Origin of the sequence: Streptomyces sp. NBC_00536, from assembly GCF_036346295.1 — a bacterium.
GTDB lineage: Bacteria > Actinomycetota > Actinomycetes > Streptomycetales > Streptomycetaceae > Streptomyces.
The window spans coordinates 7,892,572-7,911,576 of the sequence record NZ_CP107819.1 but is presented as its reverse complement, the minus strand read 5'-3'; the positions used below and the strand labels follow the sequence as shown (position 1 = coordinate 7,911,576).

18 protein-coding genes are annotated in these 19,005 nt (G+C 73.3%); 6 read left to right on the top strand and 12 right to left on the bottom strand.

Annotated elements, in window-relative coordinates:
* Positions 1-133: 133 nt before the first annotated feature.
* The 6 genes from OHS33_RS33895 to OHS33_RS33870 all read right to left on the bottom strand — a co-directional run bounded on the left by OHS33_RS33895 (position 134) and on the right by OHS33_RS33870 (position 7,508).
* A complete protein-coding gene (locus OHS33_RS33895) occupies positions 134-1,030 on the bottom strand; it encodes an ABC transporter ATP-binding protein (RefSeq protein WP_330334247.1) in 897 nt (298 codons plus the stop codon).
* Positions 1,027-2,052 (bottom strand): ABC transporter ATP-binding protein, encoded by a 1,026-nt coding sequence (locus OHS33_RS33890; protein ID WP_330334246.1) that lies wholly within the window; start codon positions 2,050-2,052, stop codon positions 1,027-1,029. Before OHS33_RS33890 ends, OHS33_RS33895 begins: the two co-directional genes overlap by 4 nt.
* The gene (locus OHS33_RS33885) at positions 2,052-2,978 is read right to left on the bottom strand and encodes an ABC transporter permease (protein ID WP_330334245.1); all 927 of its coding nucleotides are present in this window, start codon (positions 2,976-2,978) and stop codon (positions 2,052-2,054) included. The genes OHS33_RS33890 and OHS33_RS33885 overlap by 1 nt, the downstream gene beginning before the upstream one ends.
* Positions 2,975-3,943, bottom strand: a complete 969-nt coding sequence (locus OHS33_RS33880) for an ABC transporter permease (protein ID WP_330334244.1) — start codon at positions 3,941-3,943, stop codon at positions 2,975-2,977. The genes OHS33_RS33885 and OHS33_RS33880 overlap by 4 nt, the downstream gene beginning before the upstream one ends.
* Entirely contained in the window at positions 3,940-5,643 is a 1,704-nt protein-coding gene (locus tag OHS33_RS33875; RefSeq protein WP_330334243.1) for an ABC transporter substrate-binding protein, read from the bottom strand. The genes OHS33_RS33880 and OHS33_RS33875 overlap by 4 nt, the downstream gene beginning before the upstream one ends.
* A gap of 134 nt (positions 5,644-5,777) precedes the next feature.
* Positions 5,778-7,508: an amidohydrolase gene (locus OHS33_RS33870; RefSeq protein WP_330334242.1), complete on the bottom strand. Its 1,731-nt coding sequence runs from the start codon at positions 7,506-7,508 to the stop codon at positions 5,778-5,780.
* 127 nt (positions 7,509-7,635) lie between these two features.
* Between OHS33_RS33870 and OHS33_RS33865 the strand changes: the two genes are divergently transcribed.
* Both OHS33_RS33865 and OHS33_RS33860 read left to right on the top strand, forming a co-directional pair.
* Positions 7,636-8,340, top strand: a complete 705-nt coding sequence (locus OHS33_RS33865) for a TetR/AcrR family transcriptional regulator (protein ID WP_330334241.1) — start codon at positions 7,636-7,638, stop codon at positions 8,338-8,340.
* 104 nt (positions 8,341-8,444) lie between these two features.
* Positions 8,445-9,170, top strand: a complete 726-nt coding sequence (locus tag OHS33_RS33860; protein ID WP_330334240.1) for a hypothetical protein — start codon at positions 8,445-8,447, stop codon at positions 9,168-9,170.
* Between the two features lie 21 nt (positions 9,171-9,191).
* Here OHS33_RS33860 and OHS33_RS33855 read toward each other — a convergent pair whose 3' ends face one another.
* The gene (locus OHS33_RS33855) at positions 9,192-10,271 is read right to left on the bottom strand and encodes a GNAT family N-acetyltransferase (RefSeq protein WP_330334239.1); all 1,080 of its coding nucleotides are present in this window, start codon (positions 10,269-10,271) and stop codon (positions 9,192-9,194) included.
* A gap of 124 nt (positions 10,272-10,395) precedes the next feature.
* Between OHS33_RS33855 and thpR the strand changes: the two genes are divergently transcribed.
* Together thpR and OHS33_RS33845 are read left to right on the top strand one after the other, a co-directional pair.
* Positions 10,396-10,989, top strand: a complete 594-nt coding sequence (gene thpR / locus OHS33_RS33850) for an RNA 2',3'-cyclic phosphodiesterase (RefSeq protein ID WP_330334238.1) — start codon at positions 10,396-10,398, stop codon at positions 10,987-10,989.
* Between the two features lie 120 nt (positions 10,990-11,109).
* Positions 11,110-12,675, top strand: a complete 1,566-nt coding sequence (locus tag OHS33_RS33845; RefSeq protein ID WP_330334237.1) for a carboxylesterase/lipase family protein — start codon at positions 11,110-11,112, stop codon at positions 12,673-12,675.
* A gap of 30 nt (positions 12,676-12,705) precedes the next feature.
* On the opposite strand, the gene OHS33_RS33840 is transcribed toward OHS33_RS33845, so the two are convergent.
* The 4 genes from OHS33_RS33840 to OHS33_RS33825 form a co-directional block, all read right to left on the bottom strand.
* On the bottom strand, positions 12,706-13,512 hold the full coding sequence (locus OHS33_RS33840; RefSeq protein ID WP_330334236.1) for an amino acid ABC transporter ATP-binding protein: 807 nt from the start codon (positions 13,510-13,512) through the stop codon (positions 12,706-12,708).
* Positions 13,513-13,576: 64 nt separating this feature from the next.
* Positions 13,577-14,377, bottom strand: coding sequence for an amino acid ABC transporter permease (locus OHS33_RS33835; RefSeq protein ID WP_330334235.1), 801 nt, complete (start codon positions 14,375-14,377; stop codon positions 13,577-13,579).
* Positions 14,374-15,222 carry an ABC transporter substrate-binding protein gene (locus OHS33_RS33830; RefSeq protein ID WP_443065383.1) on the bottom strand — a complete coding sequence of 283 codons (849 nt, stop codon included), beginning with the start codon at positions 15,220-15,222 and terminating at the stop codon, positions 14,374-14,376. The genes OHS33_RS33835 and OHS33_RS33830 overlap by 4 nt, the downstream gene beginning before the upstream one ends.
* Positions 15,223-15,587: 365 nt before the next feature.
* The gene (locus tag OHS33_RS33825) at positions 15,588-16,205 is read right to left on the bottom strand and encodes a TetR/AcrR family transcriptional regulator (RefSeq protein WP_330334234.1); all 618 of its coding nucleotides are present in this window, start codon (positions 16,203-16,205) and stop codon (positions 15,588-15,590) included.
* A gap of 113 nt (positions 16,206-16,318) precedes the next feature.
* Here OHS33_RS33825 and OHS33_RS33820 point away from each other — a divergent pair, with 113 nt between their 5' ends.
* The gene (locus OHS33_RS33820) at positions 16,319-17,353 is read left to right on the top strand and encodes an aldo/keto reductase (RefSeq protein WP_330334233.1); all 1,035 of its coding nucleotides are present in this window, start codon (positions 16,319-16,321) and stop codon (positions 17,351-17,353) included.
* 1 nt (position 17,354) lies between these two features.
* Here OHS33_RS33820 and OHS33_RS33815 read toward each other — a convergent pair whose 3' ends face one another.
* On the bottom strand, positions 17,355-18,317 hold the full coding sequence (locus OHS33_RS33815; protein WP_330334232.1) for a patatin-like phospholipase family protein: 963 nt from the start codon (positions 18,315-18,317) through the stop codon (positions 17,355-17,357).
* A 156-nt stretch (positions 18,318-18,473) separates the two neighbouring features.
* On the opposite strand from OHS33_RS33815, the gene OHS33_RS33810 reads away from it, so the two are divergent.
* On the top strand, positions 18,474-18,968 hold the full coding sequence (locus tag OHS33_RS33810; RefSeq protein ID WP_330334231.1) for a hypothetical protein: 495 nt from the start codon (positions 18,474-18,476) through the stop codon (positions 18,966-18,968).
* Positions 18,969-19,005 lie beyond the last annotated feature (37 nt).

Here is a 19,005-nt window from a genome sequence, read left to right as displayed (position 1 = left end):
GGGCGTGACCAAAGCCCTGCCGGATCGTTTCTCCTTACATCGCGCCGGATGCACATCCGCTCCCCTGCGGCGGCGCGACACGGGGAAGCCCCGGGAACCATCTCCCGGGGCTTCCCCACCGGACCTGATCAGGTCAGGTCCGGTCAGGTCCGCGAGCGCCCGGCGGGACCAGCTCGCGGCGGCGGCGGCCGATGGAGTCCGGGTCCCAGCCCGGGCGGGGTACGGACGCCAGCAGCAGCCGCGTATAGGGGTGGTGGGGGTCGGTGAGCAGCTCGGACACCGGCCGGTGTTCCATCGTCCGGCCCCGGTGCATGACCAGGGCCTCGTCACACACGTAGCGGACGACGGCCAGGTCGTGGCTGACGAAGACCAGGCCGATGCCGGTGTCCCGGCGGATGTCGGAGAGCAGGTTGAGCACCTGTGCCTGCACCGACACGTCGAGCGCGGACACCGCCTCGTCCAGCACCAGGACGGCCGGTTCGACCGCCAGCGCCCGGGCGATCGCCGCGCGCTGGCGCTGGCCGCCCGAGAGGCGGCGGGGCAGAGCGGCCGCCTCGCGGTCGCCGAGTCCGACCTGGGCGAGCAGCTCCCGTACGCGCGCCGCGCGGGCCGCGCGGTCGTGGGAGCCGTGCAGCCGCAGCACCCCGTCGATCGTCGCCCCGATGCCGATCCGGGCGTCGAGGGAGAGGTAGGGGTCCTGGAAGACGATCTGGACGGCCTTGGCGCGGGCGAGGCGGGCCGCCCGCCCCCGTACGGACGCGGCCAGCGGCTCGCCCTGTACGAGGATCTCGCCCGCGTCGGGGCGCTCCAGGCCGATCAGCATCCGGGCGGTGGTCGTCTTCCCGGAGCCGGACTCCCCCACGATGCCGAGCGCCCCGCCCGCCCGTACGGAGAAGGACAGGCCGTCGACCGCGACGACCTCCGTCCCGCCGGTCCGGTAGGTCTTGCGCAGGCCGCTCACGCGCAGGAGTTCCGGTGCGGGCGGCGCGGTGTCCGGGTCCGTGCCCGGCCGGATGCTGTGGACGCTCAACTGTCCTCCTTGCGGGCGGGTGCGCCGCCCCTGGTGGATCCGACGGCGCCGGTGAGTTCGGCGCCGGTGAGTTCGGCGGCGCGGTGGCAGGCGACCTCGGCGGAGCCGTGTCGTTCCAGCTGCGGCGGGGACTGGTCGCAGCGGCCGGGTTCGGCGAAGGCGCAGCGGGGTGCGAAGGCGCAGCCGGGCGCGGACTCCAGGAGTCCCATCGGGGCGCCGGGGATGGGGGTGAGGCGGCCGAGGGGGCCTTCGAGCGGTGGGGAGGAGCCGAGCAGGCCTGCGGTGTAGGGGTGCCGGGGGGCGGCGAAGAGGTCCGCGACGGGCGCGGTTTCGACGATCCGGCCCGCGTACATGACGTAGATGCGGTCGCTGACGGCGGCGGCGAGTTCGATGTCGTGGGTGATGAGGAGGAGTCCGAGGCCGCGTTCGCGTTGCAGCCGGCCCAGGACGGCGAGGATCTCCGCCTGGGTGCTCACGTCGAGCGCGGTGGTCGGTTCGTCGCAGAGCAGCAGCCGGGGTTCGGCGGTGAGCGCGGCGGCGATGACCACGCGCTGGAGCATGCCGCCGGAGAGTTCGTGCGGGTACTGCTTCAGGTGGCGGACGGGATCGGGCAGGCCGACCGCGCCGAGGAGTTCGGCCGCCCGGACGTTGGCGCGCGCCGTGGACCAGCCGTGGACGAGGCGCAGCGGCTCGGTGAGGAAGTCCCCCACCCGGCGGACGGGGTTGATGGCGGCCCGCGGGTCCTGGTAGATCATCGCCGCGGTGTTCGTCCGTACCTCGCGCAGGGCGGCGGGGCCGGCACCGACCAGGTCGGTGCCGTCGACGGTGACCCGGCCGCCGGTCTCCGCGCCCGGCGGGAAGAGGCCGAGGGCGGCGCGGGCGGTGACGGACTTGCCGGAGCCGGATTCGCCGACCAGGGCGACGATCTCCCCGGCGGCCACGGTCAGGCTGACTCCGTCGAGGACGGGGCGGGCCATGCCGGGGAGGGTGACGCGCAGGGCGTCGTAGGCGAGCAGTGTCATCAGGAGTCCCGCCCCGCGAGCCGGTCGCCGAGGTCTTCCCCGACGATGTTGAAGGCGACGACGACCAGGACCACCGCGATGGCCGGTGCGATCGCGGACAGCGGCTGTCCTTGCAGGACGGCCGCCTGCCCCTGGTTGATCATGGCGCCCCAGTCGGGGGTGGGCGGCTGGACGCCGAGCCCGAGGAAGGAGAGCGCGGCGAGGTCGAGCAGCGCGTAGCCGAAGTTCACCGTCGACTGGGCGAGCAGGGTCGGGGCGATGTTGGGCAGCAGCCTGCGGACGGTGACGTACAGGGGCGAGTGGCCCTGCACCTGGTAGGCGGCGATGTAGGGCCGGGTCTTCTCCTGGACGGCCAGCCCGCGCACGAGCCGCGCGGTGTACGGCATGTAGGCGATCGCCATGGCCAGGACCGGGGCGGTCATCCCCTTGCCGAAGAGGGCGACCGCGAGGATCGCCAGCAGCAGCGCGGGGAAGGCGAACAGGACGTCGAGGACCCGGCCGACGGCCGTGTCGATCCAGCCGCCGCGCCAGGCGGTGAACAGGCCGACGGCGGTGCCGAGGACGGTGGAGAACAGGACGACCGCGAGCGGACCGGCGAGGCTGGTCCGGGTACCGACGAGGAGCGCCGAGAAGGTGTCGTGGCCGCCCTGGTCGGTGCCCAGCCAGTGCCCGGCGCCCGGCCCCAGGAGGGTGTCGCCGAGGTGGCCGAAGGTGGGGTCCTGCGGGGCGATCCAGGGGGCCAGCAGCGCGACCAGCACGAACAGGACGAGCAGCGCGAGCGAGGTCCGCTGGAGCGGGCCGCCGCCGAGCCGCCGCAGGCGGGCGAACCGGTCGGGGCGGACGCGCGGGACGGCCTTGGCCGCGCGCGGGGAGGACGGGTCGGACGGGGTGCGGGAGCCGGTGCCCGCTTCGGGAAGGGTGTTCACCGTGCGCTCCCCGCCGCCGCCATGCGCGGATCGATCAGTGGGTGGACGAGGTCCACCAGGGCGTTGACGACGACGAACGCGGCCACCACCAGCAGCACGATCGCCTGGACGACCTGGAAGTCGAGCTGGTCGACGGACTGCACGAGCAGGGAGCCCACTCCGGACATGCCGAAGGCGGTCTCCACGATCGCGGTGCTGACCAGCATCCCCGAGACGAGCAGCGCGGAGACGGTCACGATCGGGCCGAGCGCGTTGCGCAGGACGTGGCGCCGGATGACGGTCCGGCGCGGTGTCCCACGGCTCAGGGCGACCTCCACGTGGTCGCGGCGCAGTTCGTCGAGCATGGCCGAGCGGGTCACGCGGGTGACCAGGGCGGTGAAGGTGACGGACAGGGCCACCGCCGGGAGGATCACGTGGTGCAGCCGGTCCAGGGCGCCGGAGCCGTTGCCGATCGTCGGGAACCAGCCCAGGCGTACGCCGAGGAGCGAGCGCAGCATCAGCGCGGCGACGAAGGCGGGCGCGGCGGCGCCCACCGTCACCAGGAGCATCAGCGACCGGTCGAGGCGGGATCCGCGGCGCAGCGCGCCGATGATCCCCGACCCGATGCCGAACACCGCGATCATCAGCGCGGACACGCCGACCAGCAGCAGGGACGAGGGCAGTCGCGACCAGATCACGGAGGAGACGTCCTGGTGGAAGAGGTAGGAGCGGCCGAAGTCGCCCTGGAGCACCCCTTCGAGCCAGTGCCAGTACCGGAGCAGGAACGGTTCGTCGAAGCCGTACTGGCGGCGGATCGCGGCGAGTTCCCCGGGGCCGGGGCTGCGCCCCTTGATCAGGAAGCTCGCGGGGTCCCCGGGCGCCAGGAAGAGGGAGGAGAAGACGAGGAAGGAGGTGACGAGCAGGGTCGCCGCCATCCCGGCCAGACGGCGCAGCACCCGTCCGGCCCGGGCCACCGCGGCCGTCATCCCTTGGCTCCGATCTCGGCCGCCCAGGGGTGGTACAGGTAGGCGATGGAGGGCTGGACGCCGGTGATCCGCTTGCCCATGAAGACGCTGACGGGCTGCGTGTACAGGGGCAGCCAGGGCAGTTCCTTCAGGGCGGTCCGCTGCGCCTCGGCGTTGGCGGCCGCGTGCTCGGCGGGGTCGTACGCCCCGACGGCCCGGTCGACGGCCTTGTCGAAGGCGGGGTTCGACCAGCCGCCGTAGTTGCTGAACGCGCCGGTCTGGAGGGAGGCGTACATGTCCAGCGGGTCGGTGATGGAGGTGTACCAGAAGGTGAGGAACAGGTCGATGCCCTCGCGGGCGGCCGGGTCGGTGAAGAGGGTCGTGTACTTCTCCGAGGACAGCGAGTCGATCTGCGGCTTGAGGCCGATCGCGGTGGCCGCCTGGGCGACGGCCTGGGTGATGATCGTCGTCTGGGAGTCGAGCGGGCTGGTCGCGATCACGACCTTCTGGCCGTTCACTCCGGCCTCGGCGGCGAGCGCCTTGGCCTTGGCCGGGTCGTACGGGTACTTCGGCAGGTCCTTGAGCAGCGCGTCGCGGGTCGCGGCGGGCGCCCCGGCCCAGAGGTTGTCGGTGACGAGGGAGTCGGCGACCTCGCCGACCCCGCCCGCGCCGGCCTTGACGATGCCCTTGCGGTCGATGGCCATGAGCAGCGCCTGGCGGACCCGGGGGTCGCCCAGCGGGCCCTTGAGGTTGGCCACCACCTCGTCGGCGACGGTGGTGTTGCGGCCGAAGTAGAGCGTTCCGGCCTGGGTGGAGCCCAGTTGGGCGTAGGCGTTCGGCGGGACCATCCAGCCGCCGTCGACCTCACCGCTCTGGAAGGCGTTGACGCGGGTCGTGGCATCGGCGAGGAAGACGAACTTCACCTCGCCGGACTTGGCCTTCAGCTGCGGGTTCCAGTATCCGTCGAACCGCTTGAGGGTGAGCGACTGGCCGGAGGTCCAGGACCCGAAGGAGAAGGGGCCCGTGCAGTTCACGCCGGTCTGCGGGTTGCCGTAGTCCTTCCCGGACTTGGCGAGGGTGGCGGCGGACTCCACGGTGCCGGGGCCGGCGGCGAGGTACTGGTTGAAGGTGGAGTCGGGCGTGGTCAGCGTGACGGTGACCTCCATCGCCCCGGTCTTGTCGATGGACTTCACGTTCTTGTACTGGTTCGCCCAGACGCTGGCCGTCGCGGGGTCGAGGTTGCGGCGCAGCGAGGCGACGACGTCGTCCGCCGTGAGCGCCGTACCGTCGTGGAAGCTCACGCCGGGGCGGATCTGGTAGACCCAGGTGGTGGGGGTGGGGTTGGCGAAGGACGCCGCGAGGTTCGGCGAGGTCGTCAGGTCGGGGTTCCAGCGCAGCAGGCTCTCGCAGACGTTGGCGAGGATCTGGTTGGGCGGGAAGTCGAAGGAGTAGGCGTAGTCGATGGTGGTCGGCTCGGCGTAGGTCGACCAGGTGAAGGAGTCCACGTTCCGGGCGGCGGCGGGGGTCTTGTCCGTCAGCCGGTAGGCGGCGGGCTTGTCCTCGGCGGGGTGCGCGGTGCCGCTGCACCCGCTCGCGACGAGCACGGCGGCCGCGGCGAGGGCGGCCGCGACGGCGTGGCGGACGCGGGTGACGCGACCACGGGTGGGGTGGGTGGTGCCGTCGCTCCGGTGGGCTGGGGATCCCGGTCGGGCTGTTGACATCGTCTGGCTCCCTGAGGGGGATGAAGCGCGGTGGGGTGGGTGACGCACGGCCGGGGTGACGGCCCGGCCGTGACCGGTTCTGCGGTGGCCCGTGCTGCGGTGGTCGGGCCGACGTCCGCTCAGTCGATGGCGGCTCAGTCGGTGGCGGCGAAGACCAGTTCGCCGTCGACGTACGTGCGCAGCACGCGGGTGTCGGCGATCTCCATCGAGGGGTGCGCGAAGGGGTCGCGGTCCAGGACGACGAGGTCCGCGTACTTGCCCACCTCCACGGTGCCGGTGACCTCGTCGAGGTGGTTCACCCAGGCGCTTCCGGCGGTGTAGGCGGTGAGGGCCTCGGAGAGGGTCAGGGCCTGCTCCGGGAAGAACGGCGCCATCGGCTCGAACGCCTCGGGCGAGTTCGGGGCCTCGTCCGGGACGGAGCGGTTGACGGCCACGTGGATGCCCCACAGCGGGTTCGGGCTGCTCACCGACCAGTCGCTGCCCGCGACGAGGCGGGTCCCGGCGCGCTGGAGGTCACCGAACGGGTACTGCAGCGCGGCCCGTTCGGGTCCGAGGAACGGGATCGTGAGTTCGTCCATCTGCGGTTCGTGCGCGGCCCACAGCGCCTGGATGTTCGCGGCCGCGCCCAGGCTCGCGAAGCGCCCGATGTCGTCGGGGTGGACGATCTGGAGGTGCGCGAGGTGGTGCCGGTTGTCGTTGGCGCCGTTGGCCTCGCGCGCCTCGGCGAGGGCGTCCAGCACCTCGCGTACCGCCCGGTCCCCGAGGGCGTGGAAATGGAGCTGGAAACCCAGGCCGTCGAGCCGGGACACCGCCTCGGTGAGCACCTCGGGATCGATGAAGCTCAGCCCGGAGTTCCCGGTGGCGCAGCCGCACCCGTCCAGGTAGGGCTCCAGCAGGCCGGCCGTGAAGTTCTCGGCGATGCCGTCCTGCATGATCTTCACGCTGGTGGCGTTGAAGCGGCCGACCCGGCCGGTGCGGCGGCGCTCCTCCAGGTCGGGTATCTGCTCCAGGCCGCGTTCGCGGTCCCACCACAGGGCGCCGACGACGCGGGCGCGCAGGGAACCCTCGTGCGCGGCGCGCAGGTAGACGCCGTAGTTGTCGGGGTTGCCGGGGAAGGCGCCGATCATGGCGTCCTGCCAGCTGGTGACGCCGAGGGAGAAGAGGTGTTCCTGGGCGGCGAGCAGCCCGGCGTGGGCCTCGTCCGGGGACGCGATGGGCACGTGGCGCGCCACCAGGTCCATGGCGCCCTCCTGGAGGGTGCCGGCCGGGCCGCCGTCGGCCTCCCGCTCGATCCGTCCGTCGACCGGGTCGGGCGTGGTGGCGTCGACCCCGGCGAGCCGGAGCGCGGGGGTGTTGACCCAGGCTCCGTGGCCGTCCCGGTTGGTGAGCATGACGGGCCGGTCCGGGACCACCGAGTCGAGCATCGCGCGGGTCGGCGTACCGCCCGGGAAGACGTCCATCGACCAGCCGCCGCCGCGGATCCAGGCGGCCTCGGGGTGCTCCTTCGCGTACGCGGCGACCACGGCGAGGTAGCCCTCGATGGTGCGCTCCTCGCTCAGGTCGCAGCTGAGCATCTGGACTCCGGCCACCGCCGGGTGGACGTGGGCGTCCTGGAATCCGGGGACGAGGAGCCCGCCCGCGAGGTCGACGACCTCGGTGTCGGCGTCCGCGAGGGAGCGCACGGTGGCGGGATCGGCGACGGCGAGGATCCGGCCGCCTCCGACGGCCACGGCGGCGTCGATCGGGGTGGGCCCGGTCCCGGTGAAAACCCGCCCCCCTACGAAGACGGTGTCGGCTCGCTGGGTGGTCCCGGGTGTGGTTCCCAATGTGATCCCCTGCGCGGTCCGTTGGCTGTTGGTGGCCATCGACGCATCCTCCGGCTCGGCGGGACGGACCCGCACGGCGTGTGTTGAGGAGGAGTGAACGGGAGCGCAACATTGTTGTCAACGGTGTTGCGCTTCCTCTGATCCACATCGTTACACTGGCCGCACCATGCCGAAGTCATCCGAGACCCCTGCCCGGTCCAAGCGCGCTGGCAGCCAGCTCACGCCCGACGCGATCATCGAAGCCAGCCTGCGCATCGCCGCCCGCGGCAGCGCGGACGCCTTCACCGTCCGACGCCTCGGTGAGGAACTCGGCGCCGACCCGACCGCGATCTACCGGCACTTCCGCGACAAGGACGAGCTGCTCCTGTCCGTCGCCGACCGCACCCTCGGCGAGGTGCTCGACAGCATCCCCGAGGGTCTCGGCTGGAAGGACCGGCTGCGGGCCCTCGCCGACGGCTCCCTCGACGTCGCGCTCAAGTACCCCGTGGTCGGCTCGACCATGGCCAGCCGCACCACGCGCAGGCCCAACGAGTTCCGCGTCGTCGAGCTGATCCTCGGCGCGGTGATGGAGGCCGGGCTCGACGGTGCGGAGGCAGCCGTCCACTACCGGATGGTCGGCGACTCCCTGCTCGCCTACGTCGGCCAGCGCGCCGCCTACCTCCTCTTCGACCCGGACGTGCGGGCCGCCGACGAGTCCTCCTGGAGCCGCGAGTACCGCCTGGTCGATCCCGACGGGTTCCCGAACATCACCCGGCTCAGCGCCGCACTGGCCGAGGTGACGGACGAACAGATCTTCCGCGCCCGGGTGGAGGCCCTGATCACCTCGATCGAGACCCGGGTCGAGGCCCTGCGCGCCGACGGGCGGACCTGACGGGCCTGACGGGCGCCCCTGCCCGGCGGACGGCCGGGACCCGTGTGTGAGCATGATCCCTTTGAGACGTTGACACGTTCAGTTGACACGTTCATGGGGGGACCATGCGCACCCGTACCACCCTCGTCCCGGCCCGCCTCGCCACCGCGCTCGCGGCGGCGGTCCTGCTGGCCGGCTGCTCGGCTTCCGGCGGCACACCGCAGGCGGGCGGGAGCGGCGCCACCGCCTCCGCTCCCGCGCCGCCCGCCGCGTCGGCGGGCGGCGGCGCCGGGTACGAAGGCCCCCGGCCGCAGGACCAGAACCTGCTCGCCTGGACCGGCGACCCGGGCGACGCGGGGCACGTCACCGCCCAGTCCAGCGCCGGGGTCGGCGGCCGGGTCACCCTGGTACGGATCGTGCTGCGGGAGCAGATCACCTGGTCCAACGTCTGGATCGGGCTGGCCGGGGTCGACCCGAAGGCCCAGCTCTCGAACTGCCGGCTCGGCGTGTACGACGCCAAGGGAACCCTGCTCTCCGCCACCGAGGACATCTCACCGCAGCTGATGACCGACGCGGTGGCCAAGCCCCTGCCCCTCGCCAAGCCGTTCACCGCCGCCCCCGGCACCTATTTCATCGCCCTGCTGCTCAACGGCAACTGGGCCACCAACGCCCTCACCTTCAAGTCCACGGGCGCGGGGATCTCGGTCAACGCGGGCCTGACCCCGCCGAACCTCCGCTACAGCACCCTGCTGACCGACCAGCAGTCCCTGCCCGCCACGGTGAACCTCGCCGAGCAGTCCACCAGCACCATCAACACCGGCTGGGCCAGCCAGTGGTACGCCGTCTCCTGACCGCCCCGCCCAAGAGCCCGCCTACGACGCCGCCTCCGGGCGGCGCAGCACGTACCGGACGCCGTCCTCCCCCGAGCCCGCCGGATGGAAGCCGACCCGGGCGACCACCCCGTGGGAGGGCAGGTTCCCCTCCTCGACCGTGGCGTGCAGCTCGGTGAGGCCGGGCTGTCCGAAGGCCCGGCCCGCCAGGGCGCGCAGCGCCTCAGTGGCGTGCCCGTTGCCCCGGGCGGAGGGGACCAGGTCGTAGCCGACCTCCGCGTGGCCGTCGGGATCAGGGGCGCCGTGGAACCCGACCCCGCCGATCGCGCGGCGGTCGCTCAGCCGGACGATCGCGTACGGACCCCAGCCCGGGCGGTACTCCCCCACCTCACGGGCCAGCCCCACCATCCCGGAGGCGATGCGGGTTCCCTCACCGGGACCGTCCCCGGGCCACACGAAACCGCCGTCACCGCCCTCGTACAGATCAGCGGCGGCGGACGGGGAGATCTCGCAGAGCACGACGCCGACGCCGGGCACCGGGTCGTTGTACCAGCGCCAGTTCCGCCGCCGGGGCAGCCCCGGCAGGTCCGCCCGCCCGGTGGCCGCGAGCAGGGACCCCCAGGGGCCGCCCTCCGCGGAGCGCGGCGCGTGCGGGAAGAGCCGGTCCAGGACCAGCCGGGCCGTGTCCCCCGACCCCTGCCAGCCGGTCGTGCCGAGGCCGTGCGTGATGTCGTGCGTGTGCAGCAGCAGCTCGGCGGCCCCCATCGCGGCGAACCCGTCGGGCCCCGCCGTACCCGCCGGATGCCAGGCCCTGTCGTCGTGGCGGGCCGAGCGGACGGCGGCGGACAGCAGCCGCCCGCCCGCCTCGACGAGGTCGGCCAGCCCGGCGGGCGTGGTCTCCGGGGCCGCGCCGACGACCAGCGGCAGCCAGCCGTCGGCGACCCGCCCGGCCAGCTGCGCGGCGAATCCGCTGAGGTCACCGGCCAGGTGCACGGCCGTCTCCCGGCAGCTCCACTCCAGCCCCGCCGCCGGCACCTCCCAGTCGAGCCCCGCCAGGGCCCGTAGCGCCCGTACGGCTTCCGTGACGGCGCGGTCGAGATCCTGCGGGCCCATGGGTGTCATGCACCGACCCTAAACGGCGGGGGCGGACGCGGCGGACGCGGCAGACGCCGGACGACCCGTCCGTCGACACGCACCTCTTCACCCGCGTGCACCGCCCTGCGCCCGGTGGTGTACGAAGTTCTCCGTGAACGAACAGATCCCGCCCCCGACCACCCGCGTGTTCATAGCGCTCGCTCCGCCCGACGACGCGAAGGACGAGCTGGCCCGCGCCCTGCGGCCCGCGTACGACGCGTACCCGCGCATGCGGTGGAACCGGATCGAGGACTGGCACATCACCCTGGCCTTCCTCGGCGAGCTGCCGGTGACGGCCGTGCCGCTCCTGCGGCCGCCGCTCGCGGAGCTCGCGGCGGCGCGGGGGTCCGTACGGCTGTCCATGCACGGCGGCGGTCACTTCGACGAGCGGGTGCTGTGGAGCGGGATCGAGGGGGACCTCGAAGGGCTGCAGCTGCTCGCTTCCGAGGTCCGCGGCCTGGTCAAGGAGTGCGGGATCGATTTCCCGGACCGGCCGCTGCGGCCCCATCTGACGCTGGCCCGGGCCCGGCGCGACGATCCGTCCAGCGTGCTGGGAGCCGCCGCCGTGCTGGACTCGTTCACCGGCCGGTCCTGGCGGGCCGCACGGCTGCACCTGGTGGGCAGCAACATCGGCCGCGGCCCGGGGCCCATCCACTACCGCGACATCGAGGCGTGGCCCTTCGGCGGTGGCCCGCCGCCTGCGTGAGCGGCCCGTAAATGGTTCGTCCGCGCCCGCCCGCGGTGGCAGGATCCGCGGGGCGTGCCGGGACCGGCCCGTCCGAGCGGACCGGTCCCAGCGGACCGGTTCCCCCGAGAGGCGGCTGTGATGTCCCCTTCCGTGCCCCCGTCACCCCCCTCGTACGGGTCCACGTCCGATCCGGTGGTCAAGACGGCCGCCGGGTCGCTGCGCGGCGCCAGGGAGGGAGGTGTCGCGGTCTTCCGGGGGATCCCCTACGCACGGCCGCCCGTCGGGGCGCTGCGGTTCGCCGCGCCGCGGGCGGTGCGCGGGTGGGACGGGGTGCGCGGGGCCCGCGCCTTCGGGCCGCCTCCCCCACAGGCCGGGGCGTTCGGGATGGACGCGCTGTCGCGGGAGGCGGCGGGCGACGACGACTGGCTGACGGTCAACGTCTGGTCCCCCGACCCGGGGCCGGGCGCCGGGCTGCCCGTGATGGTGTGGATCCAGGGCGGCGCCTATGTGACCGGCACGTCCGGGCTCCCCGAATACGACGGCGGGCGCCTCGCGCGCGAGCACGGCGTCGTCGTGGTGACCTTCAACTACCGCGTGGGCGTGGAGGGTTTCGCACAGATCGAGGGAGCGCCCGCCAACCGCGGTCTGCTCGACCAGGTCGCCGCGCTGGAGTGGGTCCGCGACGGCATACGAGCCTTCGGCGGGGACCCCGGCCGGGTCACCGTGTTCGGTGAGTCGGCGGGGGCGGGGTCGGTCGCCGCGCTGCTCGCCATGGGCCGGGCGCGGGGGCTGCTGCGGCGGGCCGTCGCGCAGAGCGTGCCGGGCGCGTTCTTCGCGCCGGAACTCGCCGCCGACATCGCCGGTGCCTGCGCGGCCGAACTGGGGCTGCGGCCCACGGTGGCGGCGCTGTCGGCGGTGGATCCGGCCCGGCTGGCCGCCGCGGGGGACGCCGTCACCGCCGGGCTGCCCGGGCGGGTGGAGCGGTGGGGCCTGCCCGCCCACCGGTCGATCGCGTTCGCGCCCGTCGTGGACGGCGAGGTCCTCCCCGTCACTCCGTGGCAGGCGCTGGCCGAGGGGGCCGGCCGGGACGTCGACCTCCTCGTCGGTCACACGCGGGACGAGCAGCGGCTGTTCACCGCGATCGAGGGCACGCTCGGGCAGGTGACCGGGGAACAGGCCGCGGAGGCGCTGGCGCTGTTCGCCCCCGGTCCGGACGGCGCCCGCCACTACCGCGGGGCGTTCCCGGCCGCGGGCCCTGGGGAGCTGTACGAGCTGGTCCACTCGGACTGGCTGTTCCGCATGCCGTCCCTCCACCTCGCGCGGGCGCAGACCGGGGCGGGCGGCCGGGCCCACGTCTACGAACTGACCTGGTCCGCGCCGGGCATGGGCGGCGCCCTCGGGGCCTGCCACGGCCTCGACGTCCCGCTGGTCTTCGGCAACCTCGTCCAGGGGCACGCCGCCGCGCTGATCGGCGACGACCTCGCGTCGCGGGCCGAGGCGGAGACCGTGTCGGCGTACGTCCGCGACGCGTGGACGGCGTTCGCCGACCGGGGCGACCCGGGCTGGCCCGCGTACGATGCCATGCGGCGCCTGACCAGGTGTTTCGACACGATCCCGGTCGTCGCCCCGTACCCGGAGGAGGCCTCCCGGCTGCTGTGGGAGGACCACGTCTTCGCTGCCCTGCCCCTGAGCGCCGGAGCGTGACGCCGGGCCGCTCGGGGTCACTCCCCGGGGTCACTCCCCGGGCGGCCCGGGGTCTTCGGCGGGCGCTTCGGCGGGTGCTTCGACGGCGGCCGGGTTCAGTACGCGGTCGAGGAAGTTCCTTGTGCGCTCCTGCGCCGGGGAGCCGACCACCTGGGCCGCCGGTCCCTGCTCGACGATCACCCCGCCGTCCATGAACACGACGCGGTCCGCGACCTCACGGGCGAAGCTCATCTCGTGGGTGACGACCATCATCGTCATGCCCTCGCCCGCCAGCACGCGCATCACCGACAGCACTTCGCCGACGAGTTCGGGGTCGAGCGCCGAGGTCGGCTCGTCGAACAGCATCACTTCCGGGCCCATCGACAGCGCCCGGGCGATCGCCACCCGCTGCTGCTGGCCGCCCGACAACTGTGCGGGGAACGCTTCCGCCTTGTCGGCCAGGCCGACCCGCTTGAGGTTCTCCCGGGCGACGGCCGCGGCCCGCGTCCGGTCCGTGCCCAGCACCCGGCGCTGGGGCAGCGTGAGGTTGTCGGTCACGTTCACGTGCGGGAACAGGTTGAACTGCTGGAAGACCATGCCGATGCGGCGGCGTACGGCGTCGATGTCCACGTCGGGGTCGGTGACCTCCGTGCCGCCGACGAGGATCCGGCCGTCGCTCGGCTCTTCCAGCAGGTTCACGCACCGCAGCAGGGTCGACTTGCCCGAGCCGGACGGCCCGATGACGCACACCACCTCGCCACGGGCGACCTCCAGGTCGATGCCGCGCAGGACGTGGTTGGCGCCGAAGGACTTGTGCAGTCCGCGGATCTCGATCTCCGGGCGGTCCGTGGCCGTCATGTCCGCTCCCGGGGCTCGCGTCTTCCGTGGCATCTCATCACCTCGTCCTCACGTCGCCTCGTCCTCACGTCGCCTTGTCCGCACGGGTCTCCAGGCGCCGCACCACGAAGCTCAGCGGCACGGTCACCAGGAGGTAGCACAGGCCCGCGACCAGGATCGGGGTGGAGTTGGCGGTCTGGCTGGCGAGGTCCCGGCCGAACTTGGTCAGTTCCCGTTCCTGGAGCGTCACGCCGAGGAAGAGCACCAGCGAGGAGTCCTTGAACAGCAGCACCAGTTCGTTGGTGAGCGGCGGGATGACGATCCGGAAGGCCTGCGGGATGATCACCGAGACCATGGCGCGGGCGTGCGAGAAGCCCAGCGAACGGGCCGCCTCCATCTGCCCCTTGGGCACCGCCTGGATACCGGCCCGAATCGTTTCCGCCATGTAGGCGGCGGCCACCAGCCCGAGACCGATGGCGACCTTTCCGTACGTACCGCCGGGGATCTCCGTGCCGGGGAACGCCAAGGGCACCGCCACCCCCACGAAGATGAAGATCAGCAGCGCGGGCAGACCGCGGAACAGCTCGATGTAGACGCCCGCGACCCAGCGGTACGGGGCCACGGAGGACAGCCGCATCATGGCGATGACCAGGCCGAGGACCAGACCGAGGAGGAACCCGGACAGGGTGTAGACCACCGTGTTGCGCAGGGCCGTGGTGATGATCTCCGGGAAGAGCCGCAGGGCCAGTTCCCGCTGCGCGAACTGGTTCTGCAGGCGCCCCCAGTCGGCGTAGAAACCGATCAGGACCAGCACCGCCACGAAGAGCGCGTACTGGACGCCCTGCGAGACGCGGCGGCGCTGTCGGCGGGTCAGCCGAGAGGTCACGGCGCGGCCTGGGGCAGCGGGCCGATCCACTGCTCGTAGATCTTCTTGTAGGTGCCGTCGGCCTTGGCGTCGGTGATCGCCTTGTCGATCGCGGCCACCAGGGCGGAGTTGCCCTTCTTCACCGAGAAGCCGTACTGCTCACCGGTCTGGATGTTCTGCGCGAGGGTGAACTCGGCCGCGTTCTTGGAGTCCTTGAGCCAGCCCTGGACCACCGGGTAGTCGATGACGACGGCGTCGACCTGCCCGGTGCGCAGTCCGTTCAGCACCGCGTCCGAACTCTCGAAGGCGACCGGATCGAAACCCTGGGCCTTGGCGTAGCTCTCGCCGGTGGTCTCGGCCTGCGCGCCCAGCTTCTTCCCCTTCGCCTTGAGGTCGGCGAGCGAGGTGACCCCGCTCTTCTTGGTGGCGAGCAGCGCCTGGGTCGCGTCGAAGTAGGGGACGGAGAAGTCGACGTTCTTCTTGCGCTCGTCGGTGATCGTCATTCCGGCCGCCGCGAGGTCGCACTCGCCGGAGTTGAGGAAGGCGCCCGTCTTGAAGTTCTCGAAGGGCGTGTCGAGGATCTTCTGCTCGACCTTGAGCCTGCTCGCCACCAGGTCGATCAGGGCCACGTCGAAACCGACGACCTTGCCGTCCTTCTCGAACTGGAACGGCGGGTAGGGCAGGTGGGTGCAGGTCGTCAGCTTGCCCTTGTGTACGACGGGCACCCCGCCGGCCGCCTCGCCGGCCCCGCCACCGCCCGAGGAGCATCCGGCGAGCAGGAACGCGCCCGCCGCGGCGGCCGCGGCCGTGGCTCGCAGGCGGAGGCTGCGGTGGCGACTGCGGTTTCCTCTGGCCGTCCGGAACACGGTTGACCTCCACGGATGCGGGGCGGGTGCGGCGGCCGCGGGGCGGGACCCGCGCCGCCGGGGCAACGTCCGCCGAGATCGTAAGCCACGGGTGGCGCGCGCCGAGGGATCTCCCGCGATGCGTTCCGGGGCGCCCGGCGGGATCCGGCCAAGGCCGTGGCGGGCGCGGCCACCGGGGTCCGGCCCGGTCCCCCACATGGGCGCAGGACGGCGCGCCGGTGCGCGGCCGGGGCGGTGCGCGGCGGGGTGGAGCACCCGCTGTTTCCAGACACCGGACGCGGCCGCGGAGGGGCGTCGGTGGTGTGCGTCTTCATGATGTCGCGGCTGCGACGGGCGGGGCGCCGCTGGGCTCGGTACGCCTGCCGTTACGCGTGCCGTACGTACGCCCCCGCGCGGGCGGCCGCCGCGGTGGCCGTCGCGGCGCGGTCCGCGGCGGCCTCGTCGAGGGGCAGCGCCGTGGTCAGGAACCGGTAGTACAGCGGGGCCGACACGGCGCGGACCACCTCTCGGGGGTCGGTGCCCTCGGGCACCTCGCCGCGGGCGGCGGCCTGTTCCACGCACGGCGCCCACTCCGCGACGCGGACCGCGTAGAAGCCGTGCAGCGCCTCGGCCGCCTTCGGGTCGCAGGTCGCGGCCGCGATCACCGCCTTGAACAGGGCGCCCTGCCGTGGATCGGCCAGCGTCCCGCACACCAGCCGGGCGTTGGCCGTCAGGTCCCCGAGGAGGGTGCCCGTCTCCGTACGCGGCACGGACTGCTGCGCCATGTCCAGCAGCAGGTCGGTCACCAGGCCGGTGGCCGTGCCCCAGCGCCGGTAGACGGTCGTCTTCCCGACCTCCGCGCGGCGCGCGATGTCGGCGAGGTCCAGGTGGGCGAAACCCAGCTCGGCCAGCACGTCCCCGGCGGCCCGCAGCACCGCCGCCCGCACCCGCGCCGTACGCCCCCCGGGCCGCACGGCTCCGGGCTCGGGCTCTGTGGGCTCCACGCACTCCATAACGGGACTCCTGTTCCATTAATGCCATCCACTTGCTACGCTGGCGCCATCTTAACGGAACCACGGACCCATTAGATGGATCCGTGGACGAGAGGAGACACGTCATGGAGTACAGGCGGCTCGGCGCGTCCGGGCTTCTGGTTCCGGCGCTCAGCTTCGGTGCCGGAACGTTCGGCGGACAGGGCCCGCTCTTCGGCGCCTGGGGCACCACGGGGGTCGCGGAGGCCCGCCGCCTGGTGGACATCTGCATCGACGCCGGAATCACCATGTTCGACACCGCCGACGTGTACTCCGGCGGCGCCTCGGAGGAGGTGCTCGGGGCCGCCCTCAAGGGCCGCCGGGACCAAGTGCTCATCTCCACCAAGGCCGGTCTGCCGATGGGTGACGGCCCGCACGACGCCGGCACCTCCCGCGCCCGCCTGATCACCTCCGTGGACAGCGCCCTGCGCCGCCTCGGCACCGACCACATCGACCTCTTCCAGCTGCACGCCTACGACGCGGGAACCCCGGTCGAGGAGGTGCTGTCCACCCTGGACGACCTGGTGCGGGCCGGGAAGATCCGCTACCTCGGGATCTCCAACTTCTCCGGCTGGCAGGCGATGAAGTCCCTCGCCACCGCCGAACGGCGCGGCCAGGAGCGCTACGTCGCCCACCAGGTCTACTACTCCCTCATCGGCCGCGACTACGAAGGGGAGCTGATGCCGCTCGGGATCGACCAGGGGCTGGGCGCGATCGTCTGGAGCCCGCTCGGCTGGGGCAGGCTGACCGGCAAGATCCGCCGCGGGCAGCCGCTGCCCGCCGGCAGCAGGCTGCACGACACCGCCGACTACGGTCCGCCGGTCGAGGACGAACACCTCTACCGGGTGGTCGACGCCCTGGAGGAGGTCGCGCGGGAGACCGGCAGGGCCGTTCCGCAGATCGCCCTCCGCTGGCTGCTCCAGCGGCCGACCGTGTCCTCCGTCATCATCGGCGCCCGCAACGAGGAGCAGTTGCGGCAGAACCTGGGCGCGGTGGGCTGGACGCTCACCGACGAACAGATGGCGGTGCTCGACGCGGCGAGCAGCCGGCCGGCCGCCTACCCCTACTTCCCCTACCAGCGCCAGGAAGGCTTCGCCCGCCTCAACCCTCCGGCCGTGTAGTTCAGTTGCCCCGGTACGGCGTCCACGCCGGGCGGAGCCGTTCGGCCGTGGCGGCCGCCTGGCCGAGACCGGCCCGGTAGGCCGGTTCCCACTTCGTACGGTCGCCCAGGTCGGTGCCGAAGGCGCGCACGGCCTCCGGGTCCGGGCCGATCGTGAGGACCGTCCCCGCCTCCAGGGCCGCCCGCTGCCGTTCGAGGGTCTCGGGGGAAGAACGGTGCGCCATCGGGTCCACGACGACCAGCGTGCGCGCTCCGGCGGCGAGATCGGCGTTGGGCCCCGACCGCAGGGCGCCGTCCATGTAGCGCCGCCCGCCGACGGCCACCGGCGGCTCCGCCCCGGGGAAGGCGCTGCTGGCCGCCACCGCGTGCACCAGCGGCACACCGCTGGTCCGGTCCCACACCACGGGCTCGCCGCTGGCCGCGTCCACCGCGGTGATCAGCAGCCGCCGGGCCGGCCACGCGTCCGTACCGATCAGGGCGCCCCGCACGGCGAGCAGCATCCGCTCGGCGTCCGGGTCCGCGTGGTCGAGCGCGATCCGGCCGACGCGGCGCCGCGCCTCCCCGGGCTCCAGGCCCGGTTCGCCGAGCACGGCGAACACCGCGCCCAGCACGGCGGGATCCACCGCACGCGGGGGAACCGGGGAGCCCCCGGGCTCCCCGGCGGGCGACCGCTGCGGCCGGGTGGCGATCCGGTCGAGGTCCTGGCCGGTGGCGAGCAGCGCTCCGACGATGGCCCCCGCCGACGTGCCGACGATCAGGTCGGCCTCGCCGAGGTCCACACCCGCGCGGCGGAGCCCGGCGGCGAGTCCGGCCGTCCAGGCCGTACCGACCAGGCCGCCAGGGCCCAGGACGAGCGCGCGGTCCGCGGGCGTCGGCGTCGGCGTCGGCGTCGGCGTCGGCATGGTGGTGGGCTCGGCGGTCGTGGCCTCGGCGGTCGCCGAAGTGGCCTGGGCTTCCGGGCTCATGGGTGCGTCTCCTGTCTGCGGGGGCTGATCAACACGGCCTGACGGTACGACCTCAAGCGGAGTTCGGGTCAAGGGATTTCCGTGGGCGCCCGGCACCCGGCACCCGGCACCGCCGGTCGATAGAGTCGACGGCCTCGAACAGATCAATCGGAGAACATGATGGACCTGATCCTCGAACCGCCGACCGGCGTGGACCCGCTGCGCCTCGGCATGACCTTCGACGCGGCGATGGCCGCCGTACTGCCGTGGGGCGAGCCCCGGGTGATCGGGGGGACCGCGAGCCGGCCCAGGCGGCGCGCCATGGGTTCCTTCGACGGGGTGGGCTACACCGCCTTCTTCGACGAGCACGGGCACCTCGACGCGGCCGAACTGTGGTGGCCGGGTGAGGGGCGGGCCACGAGCACCCGGGTCCTGTTCGACGGCCACGACGTCTTCACGGGCCCCGCCGACGAGATCCTCCAGGAGATGCGCCGACGCGGCTGGACGGTGAGCGACGCGGACGCCGAGAGCCTGGTCGTGCCGGGCGTCTCGCTGGGATTCACCCGCCAGACCTCGCAGGAGGTCCCGCGCGATGCGGCCGGCCTCCCCGTCTCCTTCACCTCCGTCCTCGTCGCGGGCACCGGCTACTACGACTTCCTCGCGGCGGGCTGAGCGGCACCTCCCTGGGTGTCCGGCTCCCTGGGTGTCC